This window comes from Knoellia locipacati (assembly GCF_044791685.1).
GTDB classification, from domain to species: domain Bacteria; phylum Actinomycetota; class Actinomycetes; order Actinomycetales; family Dermatophilaceae; genus Knoellia; species Knoellia locipacati_A.
Genome location: NZ_CP087730.1, coordinates 2,558,296 through 2,577,632 on the forward strand (window position 1 = coordinate 2,558,296; position 19,337 = coordinate 2,577,632).

Consider the following 19,337-nt stretch of genomic DNA (forward strand, 5'->3'; position numbering starts at 1 on the left):
CCGCTGCGGTAGGGCAGCCCGCGCCTTTGACGCGAAGAGATTACGCAAGTGATTCGCCGGCGGGGCCGTCGGCCTCCGTCGATCATCCATGCGATGCCGGAGGCGCCCTCCGCGATCGATGACTTATGTCCCCGCAACAAGGGGACACCGGCCCCTCGCGACGGGGACGGGTCCGACACGAACCTCGAGGAAGCAGGCGGACAGATCGTCCGCCCCACCTCGAAAGGCTCCACCGCCATGACCGACCTCCGGGCCCACGCCCTCCCCACCTCCACCCCCGCCACCCCCGTCACCCCCCGCCGCCCTCTCATCGGCCCGCGCCTCGCCACTGTCGCCCTCGTCGGCGGCGCCCTCCTCAACGGCGCCGAGTCCATCGGGATGAACCTCCTCCTCCCCGAACGCCCCGAAGCCATCAGCGACCAGCTCCGCCTCGTCGCCGAACACGAGGCGACTTTCACTGCGCTCACCGTCTCCGGCATCCTCGCCATCCCGCTCATGGCGATCGGCTTCCTCGTCCTCGCCCAGCACGTCCGCACCCGCTCGTCGAGGCTCGGCACCGCCGCCGCCTGGTTGCTGATGTCGGGCATGTGGGGCTTCGTCGGCATCCACCTCATGTCGCTCATGCAGGTGCCGTTCGCCCGCTCCGGCGACCTCGCCGGTGCAGCCGGCGCCATGGAGGCCGCGCAGCAGGACCCCGTCCTCGGAGTGCTCTTCATGGCGCCGTTCCTGTTCGGCACTTTCGTCGGAATGATCCTGCTGGCGGTCGGCCTGTTGAAGACTGGGGTTATGCCTCGCTGGATCCCGCTGACGATGCTGACGTTCATCGTCGTCGACTTCGTCCTGCGCAACCCCGGCCCGGTCGACACCCACTGGCTGTGGATCGCCGCGTGCATCGGTGCCGCGCGCTTCCTGCGCCGCGACGACCAGCCGGCCGTGACGGCCTGACCGTGCCCGACCCCACCTCGACCCCGCCCCGGACGGCTCACCTCGTCCGGGGTGCGGGCGTGCTCGCGACCCTGCTCGCCGTCGCCGCCGTCCTCGTCGCCTGGGCACACGACGACCTCGGCGAGCTCCTGCGCACCCCCGAAGCCGTCGTCGCACCGGCATACGGACTGGCTGCTGCCGGTCTCGCCGCAACCTCACGAGCGCGACGCATGGTCGGCATCCTCCTGGCCACGAGCGCCTTCGCCGGGACGTACACCCTCGCGCGGGCCGTCACCCTCGCGGGAGCCGAGGGCCCGGCCGCCGGCGGGTGGGAGGCGTTCGCCGGCTGGCTGACCCTCTGGACGTGGATCCCAGCGCTCGGTCTCGTCGTGGGCCTCCTCCCGTATGCCGTCCCCGAGGGTCGTCTCCCATCGCGCCGTTGGCGGCCGGCCACGTTCGCCGTCGGACTCGTCGTCGTTGCCGGAGTGCTCCTCGCAGCCCTGGCCCCCGTCGCCGTCCCGGGCAACCCCGCCGTGCGAAACCGGCTGGGCGTGACCGCCCTCGACGGCATGCGCGCGCCGACCGCTCTCGTCCTCGCCGCTGCCGGCGCACTGCTATGCGTCGTCGGTCTCGCCTCGCTCGTGGTCCGGTACCGACGCGCGTCCGGGATCGAGCGTCGCCAGGTTCTCTGGTTCGGGTATGCCGTCCTGCTCACCGTCGTCGCGACGGCCATCGCCCCACCGTGGGTGAGGGCGGTCGCGGTGCTGCTCATCCCGCTCGCGCTGGTCATCGCCGTGTTGCGCTACCGCCTGTTCGACATCGACTTCCTGCTCAACCGCACCGTCGTCGCCGCAGTGCTGCTCGTCGGTGCAGCGCTCTTGCACGCCGCAGTCGCCGGCTGGGTGGGCGTCCTCGTGGGAGATCAGGGTCGCGCTGCGTCCTTCGCTGCAGCCGTGGCAATTGCCCTGGCGTTCAACCCTGCTCGCGTACGGGTCCAGCGCTATGCCAACCGGCTCATGCAGCGGGACCGGCCCGCGCCCGAGACGGTCGTCTTCCGGCTGGACGAAGCCGTCCGGTTCGCGCCGTCGCCGCGCCAGGCCGTCCAGGACGTGCTCGACGTGCTCCGAGACTCCCTCGGCCTCGCAGGCGTGCGGCTCCAGCTCGACGCACCGACCGGTGGGGTCGACCTGTCGTCCGGGGACGTCGACGCCGAGGGCGCCCATCGGGTGGAGGTCGTCCACCACGGAGAGATGCTCGGCGCCCTGCACCTCCTGCCTGTCGCTAGTCGTGGTGGCCTCTCGCTGCAGGACCAGCAGGTGGTGCACGCGGTGACGGGTCCACTGGCGGCAGCCGCCGCAACGCTCGTCCTCACCGAGGGCCTCGAGAGAAGCCGAGGGGAGCTGGTGTCGGCGCAGGAGGAGGAGCGGCGGAGGCTGCGTCGCGACCTGCACGACGGGCTCGGCCCACAGCTCGCCGCAGTGACGATGACGGTGGACGCGGCGCGCCGAGCGCTGCTCCGCGGAGACACCGACCGGGTGAGCGCTCTCCTCGAATCGACCTCGGAGCAGGCGTCGCTGGCTGTCGAGGACGTGCGCGCGGTTGCCCGCGGGCTCCGACCCGCTGCTCTCGACGAGCTCGGGCTGGAGGGGGCCCTCAGGTCCACGGGCCCGGCCGTCGCCGCCGCTCAGGGGTCGACGATCAGCACCGAGGTCGTCGCCGAGTCCGAGCTGGTGGGGCTGTCAGCGGCAGGTGAGGCTGCGGCATACAGGATTGCGCAGGAAGCGATCACGAACGCGGTGCGGCACGGAAGGGCCACTCGCGTCCGGGTCGGTCTGGCGCTGGACGAGCACGCACCGCGGGTCTCGGTGCAGGATGACGGCGTCGGGTTCCACCCGGCGACGACGCCTGTCGGAGTGGGGCTGGCGAGCATGAAGGAGCGGGCTGCCGAGCTCGGCGGGTCGGTCGAGGTGCGCTCGGCGCCCGGGGCCGGCACCACCGTCGTGGCGACGCTGCCGGAGAGGATCGGGACCCCATGACCACTGCCGTACTCGTCGACGACCACCCCGCCTTCCGCAAGGGGCTGCGCACGCTCCTCGAGGAGCTCGGCACCGTGGTCGTCGCGGAGGCTGCTGACGGCGCTCAGGGCCTGGCCGCTGCGCTCGAGCACCGACCCGACGTCGTGCTCATGGACGTCCAGATGCCCGAGCTGGACGGCGTCACCGCCACGGCGCGGCTCATCGAGACGTGGCCCGAGGCGCAGGTGCTCATGCTGACGATGGCGTCGGACGACTCGGCGGTGTTCGCCGCGATCCAGGCGGGTGCCCTGGGCTACCTGCTCAAGGGCGCCGGGCTCGACGAGATCGACCGAGCCGTCTCCGGGGTGGCGCAGGGGCACGCGGTCTACGGTCCCGAGGTCGCTCGCCGGATGCGGGCGTTCTTCACGGCCGGCAGCGGGGTTGTCGCGAAGCCGTTCCCGGAGCTGTCCGAGCGGGAGCGCGACGTCCTCGAGCTGGTGGCGGCGGGGCTGATGAACCCTGCGATCGCGCGCCGGCTCTTCCTTTCCGAGAAGACCGTGCGCAACAGGGTGAGCAACATCTTCGCCAAGCTGGGGGTGGCCGACAGGGGAGAGGCGATCGTCGTCGCTCGCGGCGCGGGGATGGGCGGGCAGCCCGGTCAGGGGAGCTGACCGGCCGGCGAGGACCGGCGGCAGGGTCTGGGCGCGTTTCCGCAGGTCAAGGCCTCATTCTTCACCCCCCGGACGTTGTGACACCCCTCCGCGACCCATAGGGTCATGAAGGTACCGATGCGATCGCCGCCAGCGCACGCGCCGACGGACTTTCGCTTCCCTTCACGACCACGCGCTCCGCGCAGAGGAGAAGACATGTCGAACGACGCCATCGTCCTGCTCAAGGAAGACCACAAGGAGATCCGCAAGCTCTTCACGGACTTCGAGAATGCCGGCGAGGACGCCAGCAAGACCAAGGGCAAGATCGTCCACCGGATCATCGAGCTCTTGACGGTGCACACCTACATCGAGAACGAGGTGATGTACCCCCGGGTCCGCGCCCTGCTCCCCGACCTGGAGGACGACATCCTCGAGTCCTACGAGGAGCACCACGTCGCCGACGTGCTCGTGATGGAGCTCTACGGCATGGAGCCCGACGCCGAGCGCTTCGACGCCAAGGCCACCGTGCTCATCGAGAACGTCCGCCACCACATCGAGGAGGAGGAGGACGAGTGGTTCCCGAAGGTCCGCGCCGGCCTCGGCCGCAAGGCCCTCCAGGAGATCGGTGAGGAGCTCATCGCCGCCAAGAAGAAGGCGCCCCGCGAGCCCAGCGAGCCTAGCGCCCTCAAGAAGACGATCGACGCCGTCATCTCCTGAGCGAGGCACCTCGTCCACGCAGCCCGGTTGGCCCTGGTGCCGTCCGGGCTGCAGCGATGAGTGGACTCAACCCCCGGCGGCCCGCCGACACCGGAGGAGAGCGAAGCCGACCCACGAGACGAGGACGACGACAGCCACCAGCGCTTGGACGAGCGTCTCGTGCTCCTTCGGGTAGACGACGTCGGCGAGGTAGTGGTCGATGAAGCCGGTGCCGGGCAGGGTGGCCTCGCCGGCTCGGTCGCGTCCCCAGTTCTCGATGTGGGTCAGCGGGCACGGCCAGCCGACGAGCACGTTGAAGAGCCCGTAGAGGGCTGTCGCGACGTGGATCCAGATGGTGCGGGCCCAGCGCCACGCGACGAACCCGCCCACCACGAGGTAGGCGAGGAACGAGAAGTGCGCCACCATGGCGGCGTCGGCGACCAGTCGGAACCACATGAGTCCTCCCAGCCTGACGCACCGGACCCCGCCGCGTGGGGCATCGCCGCGGATCGTCGGCGATCAACCGGCGCGGCTCGTTCGTGCGGAGTAGGTTGACGATCCTCGGCCGTGGTGGCCGCTCTGATGTGCTCCACGTCCGACGTCGGGGGAGATGCGCATGGCCAGTCAGTTGCAGGTGCGTGAGGCGAATGCCGAGGACCTCGAGTGGATCTACGGTCTGCGCCACCGGGTGTACTCCGAGGAGCTGGGGCAGCATCCGCCCCACCTCGGTGAGCGTCTCGTCGACGGCCTGGACGGTGACAACGTCTACCTCGTCGCGGCGAGCGGGCCGGACCGGGCCGGCTTCATCAGCCTGACGCCGTCATGGCTCGGGCGCTACGGGCTGGACAAGTACGTCACCCGCGACGAGCTACCGGTCCTGGACGATGACGACCTGTTCGAGGCCAGGATCCTCACGGTCGAGTCGCGGTGGCGGCGGTCCAGCGTGGCGCCGCTCCTCATGTACGCGGCGCTGCGGTGGATCTCCTCGCGCGGTGGACGAACGATCGTGGTCATGGGTCGACGAGAGCTGATCGGTATGTACGAGGCCGTGGGTTTTCGTCCGGTCGGCCGCATGATCCACAGCGGTGCGGTGACGTTCGAGGTCATGACGGCGTGCGTCACTGCGTCGACGAGCCTTGTGCTGAGCGCCTTCTCGTCCGTAGTGGCGCGCTGGCGATCGGACGTAGACTGGCAGCTCGACATGTCGTTCGCGCCGCGGCCGGACGGCTGTGAGCACGGTGGCGCCTCGTTCACGGCCATCGGCTCTGACTTCCGCACCCTCGATCGGCGCAGTCACGTGGTCTCGGCGGACGTCCTGGACGCGTGCTTCTCACCCGCACCCGGTGTCCTGGCTGCGCTGGCGGATGATCCGGCGTGGAGCGCACGCACCTCGCCCCCGACCGATGCCGGAGGCCTGCTGGCGGCGATCGCCGAGTCGCGCCAGCTGCCGGTGGACTCGTTGGCGGTGGGCGCCGGCTCCTCCGACCTGATCTACCGCGCCTTCTCCCTCTGGCTGAACCCTGAGAGCCGGGTGCTGCTCGTGGACCCCGGATATGGCGAGTACGCCCATGTCACCGAACGCGTCATCGGCTGCCACGTGGACCGGTTCAGGGTGCGTCGCGAGGACGACTGGGAGATCGACCTCGTCCGGCTCGCCACCACGGTGGGCTCGGGATGCTACGACTTGGTGGTCGTGGTCAATCCCAACAACCCGACGGGGCGTCACCTGGCGGGGGAGTCGCTCAGGCGAGTCATCTCGAACGCGCCCGCCACCACCCGCTGGTGGGTCGACGAGGCCTACCTCGGCTACGTCGACCTGGCCGACTCGCTGGCGAGCCTCGCCTCCACCGATTCTCGCGTCGTGGTCTGCACGTCGTTGTCGAAGATGTATGCCCTGTCCGGCATGCGCGCGGCCTACCTCGTGGCCGAAGCGAGCGTCGCCAGGCAGCTCCGCCGCTGGACACCACCGTGGCCGGTCAGCCTCCCGGCGCAGCTGGCTGCGGTGGCGGCTCTGCACGACCCTGAGCACTACCGCGACTGCTGGCAACGCACCCACGACCTGCGCCGTCAGCTGGCGCTCGACCTCGTCGGGCTGGGCCAGGGCGTGGTGGTGGAGGAGTCCGTGTCGAACTTCGTGAACATCACGCTGCCGGCTGGCGGTCCGAGTGCCGCACGTCTGGTGCAGGAGTGCCGCAGGCACGGCGTCTACCTGCGCGACCTCTCGCCCATGTCCTCGGAGTACCTCGGTCGCACGGTGCGCATTGCGGTGCGAGACACCGCCGAGAACGACCGCATCGTCCAGGCCTGCTCCGCCGCGCTCGCCGAACTCGCCGAGCTGCGATCCGGCTCCGGCTCTGTCGTGCACCGTCCCGTCGCCGCTGCTGCCAGCACGCCGTGATCTCGTCGTGGTGACGGCCCTGGCGCCGTGGCTCGGTGGCGCGCTCGTGCTGGGCGGTTTCGCCGCTGCGCTCTCACGGCGGCGTGAGTTCATGATCCGCTGGTGCGCCTGGGCGGTCGGAGTGCCCCTGGTCACCGCTGCCTTCTGGGCCGGGCCTTCGACCACGGCAGCCGTCGCGATCATCGCTGCGGTGATCGGGACCGTCGAGTTCGGCGCACTGATGCGTATGCCGTGGGGAGACCGCGCGGTCCTGGCTGGTGCCGTGACCAGCACCGTGGTGACGGCCTGGTGGGCGCCCGACCAGCTGCTGCGGGTGCTCGGTGCCAGCATGCTCGTCCTGGCCCTGGTCCCACTGCTCTCCGGGGACGCCACCGACGGACTGCGTCGGCTCAGTGCGAGTGCGCTGGGGCTGGCTTGGCTCGGCCTGCTGGCGGCGGCAGCTCCGTTGGGGGAGAGCGCGTTTGTGCTCTTCGTGGCGGTCTCCGTCGGGGACCTGGTGGCCTACTTCGCCGGTCCCCTGCTCGGTGGACCCCACCTGTCTCCGCTGTCCCCGGCCAAGCGGTGGAGCGGTGCCGTCGCCGGCGCCGTGGCGGGGATCGCCGTCCTGGCCCTCGCCTCCGCTGTCAGCTGGCCGATGGTCCTGGCCGTCTGCGTCGGAGCACCACTCGGAGACCTGCTCGAGTCCATGATCAAGAGAGGTGCTGCCCGCAAGGACTCGGGCAGCTGGCTCGCCGGCCAAGGGGGCCTGCTGGACAGGATCGACTCGCTGCTCCTGGCTCTGGCAGTGCTGGTCGTCCTCCAGTGACAGCACGTGGAAGCAGAGACGGACTCCACGAGACTCACTAGATTGGCTGGCATGGGCCTACGCGAATGGTGGCGACAAGCGTTGGGCCCGCGGCGAGCTGCTGGTTCACGGGCAGCTCGCGAAGCTCGACATCATCGCCCTCCGACGGTGCCCGGAGGCTCCGAGACGGCAACGCGGCGAACCGTGACGGTGAACGCGGAAGCGGTGGACTGGACACTCTTTGCCCGGGTCACTGTCGAACTGCGCCACAGCGACCCCGCGGCGGGCTCCCTCTCAGAGACACAGCTGCTGTTCTCTGCAAGCGGGCCGTCCAGTCAGGAGTGGCAGTTCACGGTTGGTGACAACGCGACCGCCACGTACGCGTGGCAGGCGACGTATGCCGCGCACGATGGCTCCCTGTTGACCTCGCAGGAGGAGGTGACCACCGACGACGTGCTCGTGTTGCCGCCCACCGCACCTGGTGTGGGCGGCCAGCTCGCCCTCCAAGTGGACGCGCAGGCGATCGACTGGACTGTCATCGCTCGGGTGGTCGTGGAGGTTCGCTACGCCGACCCCGCCGCCGCGTTCACCACCGAGGATCACTTGGTGTTCTCCTCGGACACGGCACGGACCTTGGTGCGGCGGTTCATCGTTCCCGGCGACAGGACTGGGGCGTATCAATGGGAAGCGACCTACCTCGCGCACGACGGCCGCACCTTCGTCCGCCAGGGCGAAGGCACGACCGTCGATGGGGTTTTGTCCGTGCCGCCGGCGACCGGCTAGGCGTCAGGCCACCCGATCAGGAGGCGACGACAGCGCCGCGGGGCTGCCAGCCGCCGTCCCAGTCCATCGCCGTCCGCCCGGCCGTGGCCAGTGCGAGCTCCGCCGGCAGGGTCAGGAGGACCTCGGCGTAGGCACCGTCGAGGGTTGCCTCGGTCGGCCAGCCCAAGGACCGCATCAGCGCGAGCACCGGACGGTTGTCGGTGAGCACGGTCGCGGTGAAGTGGGTGACGCCCACGTCGGTGGCCAGCTCGGCGAGCTCGTTGACGAGCCGGGTGGCCACGCCGCGTCCGTGGTGAAGGTCCGCGACCTCGCCGGCGACCTCGGCGCGATCGGGCTGCTTTGAGGAGCGCAAGGACTGCGCGATCCCGATGAGACTGGGCCCGTCGAACGCGCCGACGGCCACGTGGTCTCGGCTGAGAGTCACGAAGCGGGCGATGTCGGCCGGCCGGAACGAGTGAACCGGCCGGAAGTAGCGCTGGTAGCGCGAGTCCGGCGACATCCGCTTAAGGAGGTCCGTCACGTGCCGCCCGTCATCGGGCGTGAGGCAGCGCAGGTGGATGGTGCCGGGGGTTCGGTTCCGGGTGTGCCGGCGCGCTCGGGCGGCAGCCAACAGGGAGATGGTCATGGGGGTGCCTTTGCGTCAGGTCTGGGTTCAGCGGCGGTGCTCACGGCAGGGCTAGGCGATCGCCGTGCCGGAGATGTGCGTGTTGAACGGGAGGAACGGCGAGTGGATGCGGTGGTGGCGGAGGTCGACGCGGCTGAACCCGGAGGACTCGATCAGAGTCGCGAGGTCTCGCTCGCAGGAGCAGCCCTCGAAGACCCACGCCCACGGCCGACGCAGGACCCGCTGCACCCAGCGCGTCGGCGTGCCCGGCTTGGCGGCGACGTGCTCGGCGAAGCTGAACCGCCCACCACGTCGAAGAACGCGGCGCACCTCGGCGAGGACCGCCTCCGGGTCAGTGACGCTGCACAGGACCAGGCTGGAGATGACGACGTCGGCGCTCGCGTCGGGCAGGTCGATCCGCTCGCCGACGACGCTACGAATCTCGAGGTCGATGGCTCGCGAGCGGGCCGCCCGACGGAGCCGCGTGTGCATGTACGGGTTGGGCTCGATCGCGATGAGGCGCGCGCCGACCGGCAGATGGCGCATGTTCGCTCCGACTCCTGATCCGAGCTCGACGACGGTCGACGGCAGGTCGGCGAACGCAGTGGCCTTGGCCTGGCGCATGTGCCAGTTGATGTAGCCACCCATGACCCAGAAGAACGCCGAGTTGAACCGCCCGCGCCCCGCGTGCGCCTCGAACTCCGCCACGTCGTTGCGGTCGTCAAAGCCCTCAAATGCGGGCGTATGCCGTGTGGTCACGGACGGGGTCTGCGTGGGTTGCATGCTCATGCACTGAGCCTGCTGGGGACGCCCCCACGCCGTCAGCAGTGGAAATACCGCAGCTGGGGGATCAGCCGCCCGCGTGCGAGGCGACGTACCAGGCCGCAACCTGGGCCCGGGAGCGGAACCCGAGTCGGTCACGGATCCGCTCGACGTGTGACTCGGCGGTGCGTTCACTGATGACGAGCTCGTCGGCGATCTGCCGGTTCGAGAGGCCCTGCGCCACGAGTGCTGCCACTGCTGTCTGGCGCTGGGTCAACGTGGGTGCGGACAGGCGGTCGAGAGAGGGCAGCCCCAGGCCGTGGCGCATGGCGTTGAGGAGGGCGTGGGAGTCGCCTGCGAAGGGGATGTGAGTGCGACCCGGAAGGACGGTCAGCGTCGCGCCATCGATTCCGGCGGCCATTCGTTCGCCCTCGGCAAGCGGCACTGCTCGGTCGTCGGCACGGTGGATGACCGAGGTGGGTGCGGTGATCCGGCCGAGGTCGTCGGCGACGTCGATGTCGTAGCAAGCTGACAGGAGGTGGTGCGCCCACTCGGCGGAGGCCGAATCCCGCTGGTAGCGCGAGAACATGGCGCGGAACCCGGCGCTCGCTTCGGGGGCGAAGATGTCGGTCAGCACATCGGACGCCAGACCCCAGTGCTGCTCGACCAGTCCGAGCACGTGCTGACGGACTTCGGGTGCTGCCACACCGTCTCCGTCCACCCACCCGCCGTAGAGCACCAGACGCTTCACCGATTCCGGGTGACGAGCAGCCCACTTCACGGCAAGTGGCGCACCGAAGGAGGCGCCGACGAGGTCGAAGTGGGAAGCCCCGACCGCCTCCGCAACAACGTCCAAGACCTCCAGCTCCATCTCGACGATGTCCGTACGGATCGTGGGCCCGGACAACCCGCGCCCAGGCCGGTCGTACCGCACGAGCGCCCGGCCGTTCGCCAGACCCTCGTAGAACTGTCGCTCGGCCGGAACTGCCCACCCCAACTCCAGATGGGACACCCACCCAGGCACGTAGATCGCCACCGGACCACGGCCCGCCGCGGCGAACTGGATCTCCGTGCCGTCCGTCAGAGTCACCGAGCCGAGCCGCTGCTCCACGAGCCCCATTGTGGGACGCGCGACCGACGCGAGGGAAGCGGGTTCCGGTGGCCACGTGCAGACGTCGGGTCGGTCGCTGCACGCGCAGGAGATGGACTTCAACGACATCCGCACGACGCTGCAGGCGCTCATCGCGATCTATGACAACGCGAACCCGTTGCACACCAACGCTTTTGACGAGGCGGTGACGACCCCGGGTCCGGACTCGGTGCGTCGGGCGCTGGCGATCCAGATGATCATCAACCGCGAGTGGGGGCTCGCGATGAACGAGAACCCGCTGCAGGGGTCGTACATCATCGACGAGCTGACCGACATGGTCGAGGCGGCGGTGCTGGCGGAGTTCGACCGGATCAGCGAGCGCGGGGGAGTGCTCGGGGCGATGGAGACGGGCTACCAGCGCGGCAAGATCCAGGACGAGTAGATGGTCTACGAGCACCGCAAGCACGACGGGTCGCTGCCGATCATCGGAGTCAACACGTTCCGCAAGCCCGACGCCGAGGGTGGCACGCCGCAGCACGTAGAGCTCGCACGAGCCTCGGAGTCCGAGAAGGAGTCCCAGCTGGCCCGGGTTCGCGCGTATCGGGAGGCGCACCGCGAGGAGGCTGAGGTGGCTCTGCAGCGGCTGCGTGAGGCGGCGATGAACGGCGACAACGTGTTCGCTGTGCTTATGGACGCGGCGCGGGTGTGCACCCTGCAGCAGGTCACGGACGCGTTCTTCGAGGTCGGAGGTCAGTACCGCCGCAACGTCTAATGTGGACGAGGCCCAGAACGAAGCGGACCTGGGGTATCAATAGCCGTATGTGAGTGTTCGGATAACCTGTCTCATCGCGATCCCATGACTCATGTCGGCCGCGATCATTCGTTTGGTCCGATCGGAAGTAGTCAGGCTGGCTGGAAGATGTTGGGTCGCTGATCTAGCTGCCTCATCATCCAGGGAGTGAAGGGCGAAGAGTTCTGCGTGGTCGAGCGCAACCTCGTTGATCCACAGGACATCGTCGTCGCCAACGCCGACCCCAAGTGCACGGACGGTTTGGCGTGTCGATGGAGGGGCCGGCGCGGTCACTCTGTGCCACGTTGGCGACATTGAAAGTCTGCGTTCGTGGACCTCACCTGTAAGCCACTGACCGGCTTGGTTCCTCAACGGTCCGATCGCTGCGTCCTTGTCTCTTACCCGCCGCTCGTTTGGCCAGCAAGGTGCGCGGTCGGAGACAAACAGATCAACGTCGAGGGCTCGACCGACTTTTGCCTCCCAACGGACAACACCGGCTTGTGCCTTGTTGGGGCGTTTGACATTTCCGGGGTTGGGCCCGGAGGGCACGCCGGGCCTGAACATCGTCCAATCGAACCGCAGTCGCACGCAATGCCGTACTCCAGGGCGTAACTCACGACCGCCGAACCAGAGGGGTAAGTTCCATCGCCCAACCGCCATGCTCGCGCTCGTCTGGACACTTCGGTCCGGTCCGAACTTCAGCCATGGCCCTGGACCCGGCGTGTCGGGGCGCGGACCATGAAGGCTGAGTTTCATGTCCTCAAGTCCCGGAGCAGTGGTCTTGATATAAAACGATGTTCCCCCCGGCCACAATCGCCATGTGAAACTATTTGCAGGAACCTGATCGTCGCGCACGACGATCAGAATCTTTTCGAGGGGTTGTACAGACTGCGACTTGGACGTAGGTGCGAGCAAGGGGAACTCCAGATTGGGGAAGCGCAAGAACGGAACTTTGCCATTGAATCGTATGTCTATGCAGTCCATCTACGTCTCCGCCACCCCGGATAGCCTGCTGAGACGCCGTAGTCGCCGCTTGGTTTTGCGAAGACATGTGAATGGCACCAGGCTTGTCTACTTGACCCGTGGATCTGCGGGGGAGCGCCTGTGCAGTAGGTCGCCGCCATGACGTCCAACGATGGTCTTCCAGCACCGTGGGCGCCTGGATGCCGGTCAGACGGGCAGGTAGATTTTTAGGCGCCGGCGCCGGCGCCGGCGCTGACGCGACGCGACCTGTTACGCCTAGTAGATCCCACGAGGGCGCTCAGTAACTCGAGTTCCGTGATGTCCGGTGGAACGGCGCACTACGTTCGCCATGTTCACCGAGCTCGGGATCCTTAGGTTGATGACTGCGCGCGTGCGCCTTGACCTGACAGTCTTCTTTCCCAGATCCTCGATCGGCGTATCCCAAGGAATGCAGGGTCCTACGAAGCCCGACGACCTCAGGACAGAGGCCCGCCGCCTAAGAGCAAGCCAAATTTGCCTGCGGATCCACCGATCCAATGCTTGCCAGTCGTGGTCATCGGTGACGACTGGGTGTCTGGCTACAAAGCCAGTGAGATAAGTGTGTGGAATATACCCGGATTGGCTAAAGCGTCGGACCTGATGTTCACTCATGCTCCCGTATAGGAGGCGTCGCAACTGAGACAAAAGGGTGATGTAGTCACGATCAACGCCGTTGCTGAGTCGGGTTAGATCTTGCGTGCCGTTGAGTGGTTGGCGAAGTAGGTTCGCGTAGATGAGGTCCGAGATTCGGCGCCGAATAGCGCTCTCAGGGCGTCGCGCGAGACCAACATGTTCTAACGATATTTTATGGCTGAGAAACTCAACGGATTCCACGTCGCGGATCTCTGACTGGCCTGCGGCGCCCGGTGGCGATAGTATTTGTATTCCTCTGCTCTTTTCACTGTTAATTTCTACGCCGGAGACGTTCGACCAATCGAAGAGCATGTCCACTCCAGCTCGAACTGCGGAATAGTCTGCCCCCCATAGCAGCAAGTCGTCGGAGAAGCGAGCGAACCCGACATTAAGCCGCTCGAGGGAACGGTCCAGCGGTGACAGAGCGATGCCGGAGAGGAATAGACTTACGGAGGTGCCTTGGGGGAACCCGCGCCCCGGCTCGCCGATTCGCCGCGCTTCGACGTCCATGAAGGCCTCGATGATGTGACGTTCTCGCGGAGTCATCCGCAAGCGTAAGGATTCCATCTGACGAAAGAGATACTCGTGCCTAACTGAGCCGAAGTAGTCCTGGAGATCATACTCGGCAACGTACAAGCGCGGATGGTCCTGCCACTCGCGCGATATGTAGCTGATGGCATCGAAAACGTTGACATCGGCCCTGTACGCGTAAGACCTACTGCTAAGTGCCGCCACGTTCTTGGACATAAGCGAGCGATAGGTGCGCCTGGAGAGTGCCTCGTCCGGTATGCCGAATGACTTAACGACTCGCGATCCACCATGTATCTTCGGAACCGTGAGCAAGTAGGGGTCTCGTACCTCATACGACCCCTTATCGAGGGCGCGCCTGATTCCGTGCGAGTAAACCTCGCAACGCGACCGCACTACGAATGGATTAAAGTCGCGGCGAAACGACCACGACGTCGGTCTGGGATAGGGGATCGCAGGGATTCCCACTGACGTGCGCCTATCGTGTCGATGGTATTCGTCTGAATGCCGTTTCGTTGACCGCTCAAAGCGACTGATACGTGCCTCAGCGATCCGGAGCATTGTGCTCGCGAGATCCTCCATAGTTCCCCCTCAACATCAGAACCCGCCCGAAGGCGGGTTCTGAGCGGCCGATCAGACCCTGAAAGAGTTGCATTCGCATGCAGTTCGTCGATGGCGTTCACCGCCGAACTTGAGAGCGGTTGCGCCGCCCAGCTCCGGGCCAAAGCCTACGCTCTCTTGAGCGATCTGCCGAGAGTAGTGGAGGAGGGTTGCCCTGTCTAGGGCCAGTAGGCAAGGAAGGCAGGGATGACCAGCAGGATCGGGACGGCGACGGCGATCCAAGGCGCGGCGCTAAGTGCACCCGATGCCAGAACCCGTGCCGTGTCTCGTCGCCTCTCCGGAGGGGGAGGTTTCAGCGATCGTTGGGCGCGCATGAAGTCGACGGTGGTGTGGTTCTCGCTTTCGTCCAACAGATCGTCATGTTCAGAGTTCAGTTTCTCAAAAACCTCCCGTGTGCACTGATCTTCATCACGTTTCGCCGTTTCAGCTTGCACGGAGAGACGCTGGAGTTTTCGGTAATTCTGAAACATGTTGCGACTTCGAGCCCCGTAGCCGATGGATGAGGAGGTGAGCGACCCGGCAAACGTCAATATTGAGATAAACAACCACAAAACATCGCCGTTCGCTCCATATAGGTTACGATCTCTCAGCATTCCGCCTGCGGCGATAAGTCCCGATAGGGATAGAGCGACTACTAGGCCATTTAGCGCTCGGGCTCGAGCCTCTAGCCGTTTGCAGGCCTCCAACCTAGCCTTGTAGGTGAGGTACGACCGGCTCTCTAGAGTGGCAAGTCGTCCGGACCATAGTTCGGTTCCGCTCATCTACTCTCCTAATGCTCGATGGGCTGACGACGCTACCGTTGTGTGGCTATGGATGCTGGCGGTAATGGTTCCTGAGAAGGATTTCAGAGCAGCGTCCAGGTGGGGCAACTGAGCGGGGTTGTAGCGGGCGGCCGGCATTGAGATCGAGAGGCCAGCCACTGCCGCATCTGACGACCCGCGGACTGCTCGACCGACCGCGGCGACGCCTTTCTCGGAGAGGCCACGGTTGACGGCCAGTCCGCGTGACCGGATCCGCGCCAGCGTCCGAAGCAGCCGCGGCACATCCGGTCGCTCGCTTTCGCGGCCGGCATACCGGTCCGCCGAGTACAGCTCCTCCACGTCGGCATCGGTCAGCTCGGCCAGCAGGATCTGCCCGCCCGTCACCCGGTGAGCAGGGAAGACCATCCCCTCTCGCGACCCCACCCTCAGCGCCTGGGGTGACTCCACCGACGCAATGAACCGCGCCGTGTCCCCGGTCCGGATCGTCAGGTTCACCGTCTCACCGACCAACGCCACGAGGTCCTGCATCGGCCCCAAAGCCGCCGCCCGCAGAGCAGACGTCTCCGAGGGCGAGTTCCCCGCCAGCTCCAGCACCGGCCCCGCCCGATAGCCGCGATCGGCGTTCTGCACCGCGAAGTCGCGATAGACGAGCATCGCCAGCAGCCGATGCGCTGTCGAGCGTGCCACCCCCAGTCGCGAAGCAGCCTCCGCCACCGTCAGCCCGCCCTCGAGCTGAAGCCAAGTCGCGAGGCGCAGCGCATGGTCGACGGACGTCACGGCATACGTGGGTTTGGTCTTGAGCTCACGCGCGTTCACCCCAAGAGTCAAGCACACGCTGTTCTGTCAGACAGAATTCACTTTTCCGCTCCACCGAATGGCCGTCACTCTCGAACGCATGGCAACGACGCCCACCCTCACCGCACAGCCCACACGGGTCCGCCCGGCCTGGCTCGTGATCCTGCTCTGCTGGCTCATCGTCGTCTTCGACGGCTACGACCTCATCGTCTATGGGACGACGCTGCCCTCGATCCTCGCCGAGCCGGAATGGGGCCTCACGGCCACCACGGCCGGCCTGATCGGGAGCCTCGCCTTCCTCGGGATGCTCGTCGGGGCCCTGGCCGCCGGCCGCCTCGCCGACGCACTCGGACGCCGCCGAACCATCCTCTGGTGCACGCTGTGGTTCTCGCTCTTCACCGCCCTCTGCTACGTCGCCCCGAACGCCGAGACCTTCGGCGCCTTCCGCTTCATCGCCGGCCTCGGCCTCGGCGGTCTCGTGCCCAGCGCCAATGCGCTCACCGCCGAGTTCGTCTCGGTCCGCGCCCGCTCCGCCGTCGCGACGATCATGATGTCGGCGTCCCGATCGGCGGCACCATCGCGGCCCTGGTCGGTCGTGAGGTCATCCCCGCGAGTGGCTGGCGCCCCATGTATGCCGTGGCGTTCGTCGCCGTCGTCGTCCTCCTCCCGCTGTGCTGGCGCTACCTGCCGGAGTCGCCGACGTGGCTGCGGTCGCGTGGCCGCCTCGACGAGGCTGCTGCCGTCGACGCCCTGCATGGCATCGACACCTCCGGTGTACCGACCGAGAAGCCGGAGCACGAGGGGATCAAGGGCATCCTGCGTGGGCCCTGGCTCGTCGCCACCGTGCTCTTCTCCCTGGCGACCGTCGCCACGCTCTTCGCCTGGTACGGCCTCGGCACCTGGCTGCCGAAGCTCATGGGCAGCGACGCCCGCTTCGACCTCGGCAACCCGCTCAACTTCCTCATCGCCCTCAACGTCGGTGCGGTCATCGGCTCCGTCGTCACCGCTTGGGCGGGGATGCGGTTCGGCCCGCTGCGCAGTGCCATCGGCGCCGCCCTCCTCGCCGCCGCCGGGCTGGCGTTCCTCCTGACCTACCCGTCCGAGGTCACCCCGATCTACGCCGCGCTCATCCTTGCCGGCGTCGGCACCCACGGCACTCAGTGCCTCATCATCGCCGCCGTCGCGAGCCACTACCCGCAGCAGACCCGCGGCACCTCGCTCGGCTTCGTCCTCGGCATCGGGCGCATCGGTGCGGTCGCCGCGCCCTACATCGGCGGCTCGCTGCTCGACGCCGGGCTCGGAGTCGGCAGCAACTTCGTCGCCTTCTCGCTGGCCGCCGCCCTCGCCGCCGTCCTCCTCGTCGTCACCGCCGTGGTGACCACCCGCCCGCGAGCGGGCGCCAACACGACCGAGCCGCGCACCGAGCGCGTCCCCGTCGCCGCCCACTGACCCTCCCTCTCACCCTCCCCACCCGAAGGAGAACCCGAGATGACCGACACCATCGACCAAGCCGCGCACCAGCGCGTCGCGTCGCCCGTCACCATCACTGCCGAGGACGCCCCCGGCCAGCCCAAGGTCACCCCCGAGCTCGAGGACCTCTATCGCGGCTTCGAGAAGGAGCTGCTCGTTCCGCTCTGGACCGAGATCGGCGACCTCATGCCGCACGAGCCGAAGTCCAAGGCGCAGCCACACCTCTGGGAGTGGGCCACGCTCATCGAGCTCGCCGGCAAGGCGGGCGACATTGTCCCCGTCGGCCGCGGCGGCGAGCGCCGGGCCATCGCGCTCGCCAACCCCAGCCTCGGCGGTCGCCCCTATGCCAGTCCCACGCTCTGGGCCGCGATCCAGTACCTCAACGCCGGCGAGGACGCCCCCGAGCACCGCCACACCCAGAACGCGTTCCGCTTCGTCGTCGAGGGCGAAGGCGTCTGGACCGTCGTCGAGGGCGACCCGGTGCCGATGCGCCGCGGCGACTTCCTCCCGCAGGCCGGCATGAACTGGCACGCGCACCACAATCAGGCGACGACGCCGATGGCGTGGATCGACGGCCTCGACATCCCGTTCCAGTTCGACATCGAAAGCCAGTTCTTCGACTTCGGTCGCGACGCGATCAGCGACGCCGAGCGCATCTCACCCGAGCGCTCCCGCTCGCAGCGCCTCTGGGGCCACCCGGGTCTCGCGCCCGTCTCACAGCTGGGCGCCACCGCGGCAAGCCCGCTGCTCGCCTACCGCTGGGAGGACACCGACCGTGCCCTCGCCGACCAACTCGCCCTCGAGCGCGAGGGCCACGTCGGCACGATCGAGCCCGGCCACGCGCTCGTCCGTTACACCAACCCCACGACCGCCGGCGACGTCCTCCCGACGATCCGCACGCAGTTCCACCGCGTCGCCGCCGGCGTCGAGACCGTGCCCCGCCGCGAGACCGGATCCTCGGTCTACCAGGTGTTCGACGGCTCCGGCCGCGTCACCGTGGGGTCGTTCTCGTGGTCGGTCACCCGCGGCGACCTCTTCGTCGTCCCGTCGTGGCAGCCCTTCTCAGTGGTCTCGGAAGCAAGCGCCTCCGACTCCGACTCGGGCGCGCTCGACCTCTTCCAGTTCTCCGACGCCCCGATCTTCGAGCGTCTCCACCTCCACCGCACCCACGTCGAAGGAACCTCCTCATGAAGCTCGCCACCCTCCGCCTGCCGACCGGCACCACCGCCGTCCGGGTCGACGACGACGCCTACGTCGAGATCGGGGCCGCCGACGTCGGTGAGCTGCTCGCGATGCCCGACTGGCGCGAGGTCGTCGACGCCGCCGACGGTCCCCGCCACTCCCTCGACGACGCCGAGCTCGCCCAGCTCATCGAGCGCCCCGGCAAGGTGGTCTGCGTCGGCCTCAACTACCGCACCCACATCCTCGAGATGGGCCGCGACCTGCCCGAGCACCCGACCCTGTTCAGCAAGTTCGCCGACGCCCTCGTCGGACCGACCGACGACATCGTGCGCCCCGCCGAGACCGAGGAGTTCGACTGGGAGGCCGAGCTCGCCGTCGTCATCGGCTCCACGGTCCGCCGCGCCCGCGGCGCCGAGGCCGAGGAAGCGATCGCCGGCTTTACCGTCCTCAACGACGTCACCGCCCGCGACTGGCAGTTCCGCACCCGCGAGTGGCTCCAGGGCAAGAACTGGGACTCGACCACCCCCATCGGCCCGGTCCTCGTCACCCCCGACGAGCTGCCCGGCGGCGTCCGCCCCGACCTCGCCATCTCGCTCACCGTCGACGACGAGGTCATGCAGAAGGACTCCACCGCCGACCTCCTCTTCGACCCCGTCGCCCTCGTCGAGTACGTCTCGACGATGATCCGCCTCAACCCCGGCGACGTCATCGCCACCGGCACGCCCGGGGGAGTGGGCCACGCCCGCAAGCCTGCCCGCTACCTCACCGGCGGCGAGGTCGTCGTCACAGAGATCGAGGGCATCGGCCGGCTCGTCAACCACGTCGTGCGCGAGGCGGAGCAGGCCTGAC

The 19,337-nt window shown here is 67.9% G+C and carries 17 protein-coding genes and 2 pseudogenes; 12 read left to right on the top strand and 7 right to left on the bottom strand.

Annotated features, from left to right (window positions below):
- Window positions 1-237 precede the first annotated feature (237 nt).
- From LL946_RS11835 to LL946_RS11850, 4 genes are all read left to right on the top strand, one after another.
- Entirely contained in the window at window positions 238-945 is a 708-nt protein-coding gene (locus LL946_RS11835; RefSeq protein ID WP_404380875.1) for a hypothetical protein, read from the top strand.
- A gap of 2 nt (window positions 946-947) precedes the next feature.
- Complete coding sequence (locus tag LL946_RS11840) at window positions 948-2,960, top strand: ATP-binding protein (protein ID WP_404380877.1); 2,013 nt, start codon at window positions 948-950, stop codon at window positions 2,958-2,960.
- A complete protein-coding gene (locus LL946_RS11845; protein WP_404380879.1) occupies window positions 2,957-3,610 on the top strand; it encodes a response regulator in 654 nt (217 codons plus the stop codon). The genes LL946_RS11840 and LL946_RS11845 overlap by 4 nt, the downstream gene beginning before the upstream one ends.
- A 195-nt stretch (window positions 3,611-3,805) precedes the next feature.
- Complete coding sequence (locus LL946_RS11850) at window positions 3,806-4,306, top strand: hemerythrin domain-containing protein (protein WP_404380881.1); 501 nt, start codon at window positions 3,806-3,808, stop codon at window positions 4,304-4,306.
- Between the two features lie 66 nt (window positions 4,307-4,372).
- Here the strand turns inward: LL946_RS11850 and LL946_RS11855 are convergent, their stop codons facing one another.
- Window positions 4,373-4,741: a DUF2784 domain-containing protein gene (locus LL946_RS11855; RefSeq protein ID WP_404380883.1), complete on the bottom strand. Its 369-nt coding sequence runs from the start codon at window positions 4,739-4,741 to the stop codon at window positions 4,373-4,375.
- A gap of 160 nt (window positions 4,742-4,901) precedes the next feature.
- Here LL946_RS11855 and LL946_RS11860 point away from each other — a divergent pair, with 160 nt between their 5' ends.
- From LL946_RS11860 to LL946_RS11870, 3 genes are all read left to right on the top strand, one after another.
- Window positions 4,902-6,683, top strand: a complete 1,782-nt coding sequence (locus LL946_RS11860; protein ID WP_404380885.1) for an aminotransferase class I/II-fold pyridoxal phosphate-dependent enzyme — start codon at window positions 4,902-4,904, stop codon at window positions 6,681-6,683.
- Window positions 6,684-6,690: 7 nt separating this feature from the next.
- The gene (locus tag LL946_RS11865) at window positions 6,691-7,488 is read left to right on the top strand and encodes a phosphatidate cytidylyltransferase (RefSeq protein ID WP_404380887.1); all 798 of its coding nucleotides are present in this window, start codon (window positions 6,691-6,693) and stop codon (window positions 7,486-7,488) included.
- Window positions 7,489-7,671: 183 nt separating this feature from the next.
- Window positions 7,672-8,250, top strand: a complete 579-nt coding sequence (locus LL946_RS11870) for a hypothetical protein (RefSeq protein ID WP_404380889.1) — start codon at window positions 7,672-7,674, stop codon at window positions 8,248-8,250.
- Between the two features lie 16 nt (window positions 8,251-8,266).
- Here the strand turns inward: LL946_RS11870 and LL946_RS11875 are convergent, their stop codons facing one another.
- The 3 genes from LL946_RS11875 to LL946_RS11885 all read right to left on the bottom strand — a co-directional run bounded on the left by LL946_RS11875 (window position 8,267) and on the right by LL946_RS11885 (window position 10,736).
- Complete coding sequence (locus LL946_RS11875; protein ID WP_404380891.1) at window positions 8,267-8,875, bottom strand: GNAT family N-acetyltransferase; 609 nt, start codon at window positions 8,873-8,875, stop codon at window positions 8,267-8,269.
- A gap of 51 nt (window positions 8,876-8,926) precedes the next feature.
- Window positions 8,927-9,643 (bottom strand): methyltransferase domain-containing protein, encoded by a 717-nt coding sequence (locus tag LL946_RS11880; protein WP_404380893.1) that lies wholly within the window; start codon window positions 9,641-9,643, stop codon window positions 8,927-8,929.
- Between the two features lie 61 nt (window positions 9,644-9,704).
- Complete coding sequence (locus tag LL946_RS11885) at window positions 9,705-10,736, bottom strand: alpha/beta fold hydrolase (RefSeq protein ID WP_404380895.1); 1,032 nt, start codon at window positions 10,734-10,736, stop codon at window positions 9,705-9,707.
- 43 nt (window positions 10,737-10,779) lie between these two features.
- Here LL946_RS11885 and LL946_RS11890 point away from each other — a divergent pair.
- Window positions 10,780-11,478: pseudogene (locus tag LL946_RS11890) on the top strand (methylmalonyl-CoA mutase family protein); the annotation flags it as partial.
- 1,257 nt (window positions 11,479-12,735) lie between these two features.
- Here the strand turns inward: LL946_RS11890 and LL946_RS11895 are convergent.
- The 3 genes from LL946_RS11895 to LL946_RS11905 form a co-directional block, all read right to left on the bottom strand.
- Window positions 12,736-14,241, bottom strand: coding sequence for a reverse transcriptase domain-containing protein (locus LL946_RS11895; RefSeq protein ID WP_404380897.1), 1,506 nt, complete (start codon window positions 14,239-14,241; stop codon window positions 12,736-12,738).
- 197 nt (window positions 14,242-14,438) lie between these two features.
- Window positions 14,439-15,041, bottom strand: coding sequence for an SLATT domain-containing protein (locus LL946_RS11900; protein ID WP_404380899.1), 603 nt, complete (start codon window positions 15,039-15,041; stop codon window positions 14,439-14,441).
- Window positions 15,042-15,857 (bottom strand): IclR family transcriptional regulator, encoded by an 816-nt coding sequence (locus LL946_RS11905; protein ID WP_404380901.1) that lies wholly within the window; start codon window positions 15,855-15,857, stop codon window positions 15,042-15,044.
- Window positions 15,858-15,936: 79 nt separating this feature from the next.
- Between LL946_RS11905 and LL946_RS11910 the strand changes: the two are divergent.
- From LL946_RS11910 to LL946_RS11925, 4 genes and pseudogenes are all read left to right on the top strand, one after another.
- Window positions 15,937-16,335 (top strand): annotated as a pseudogene (locus tag LL946_RS11910) (MFS transporter); the annotation flags it as partial.
- Entirely contained in the window at window positions 16,218-17,285 is a 1,068-nt protein-coding gene (locus LL946_RS11915; protein WP_404386881.1) for an MFS transporter, read from the top strand. The pseudogene LL946_RS11910 and the gene LL946_RS11915, both read left to right, overlap by 118 nt.
- 39 nt (window positions 17,286-17,324) lie before the next feature.
- Entirely contained in the window at window positions 17,325-18,497 is a 1,173-nt protein-coding gene (locus LL946_RS11920) for a cupin domain-containing protein (protein WP_404380903.1), read from the top strand.
- Window positions 18,494-19,336 (top strand): fumarylacetoacetate hydrolase family protein, encoded by an 843-nt coding sequence (locus tag LL946_RS11925; RefSeq protein ID WP_404380905.1) that lies wholly within the window; start codon window positions 18,494-18,496, stop codon window positions 19,334-19,336. Before LL946_RS11920 ends, LL946_RS11925 begins: the two co-directional genes overlap by 4 nt.
- Window position 19,337 lies beyond the last annotated feature (1 nt).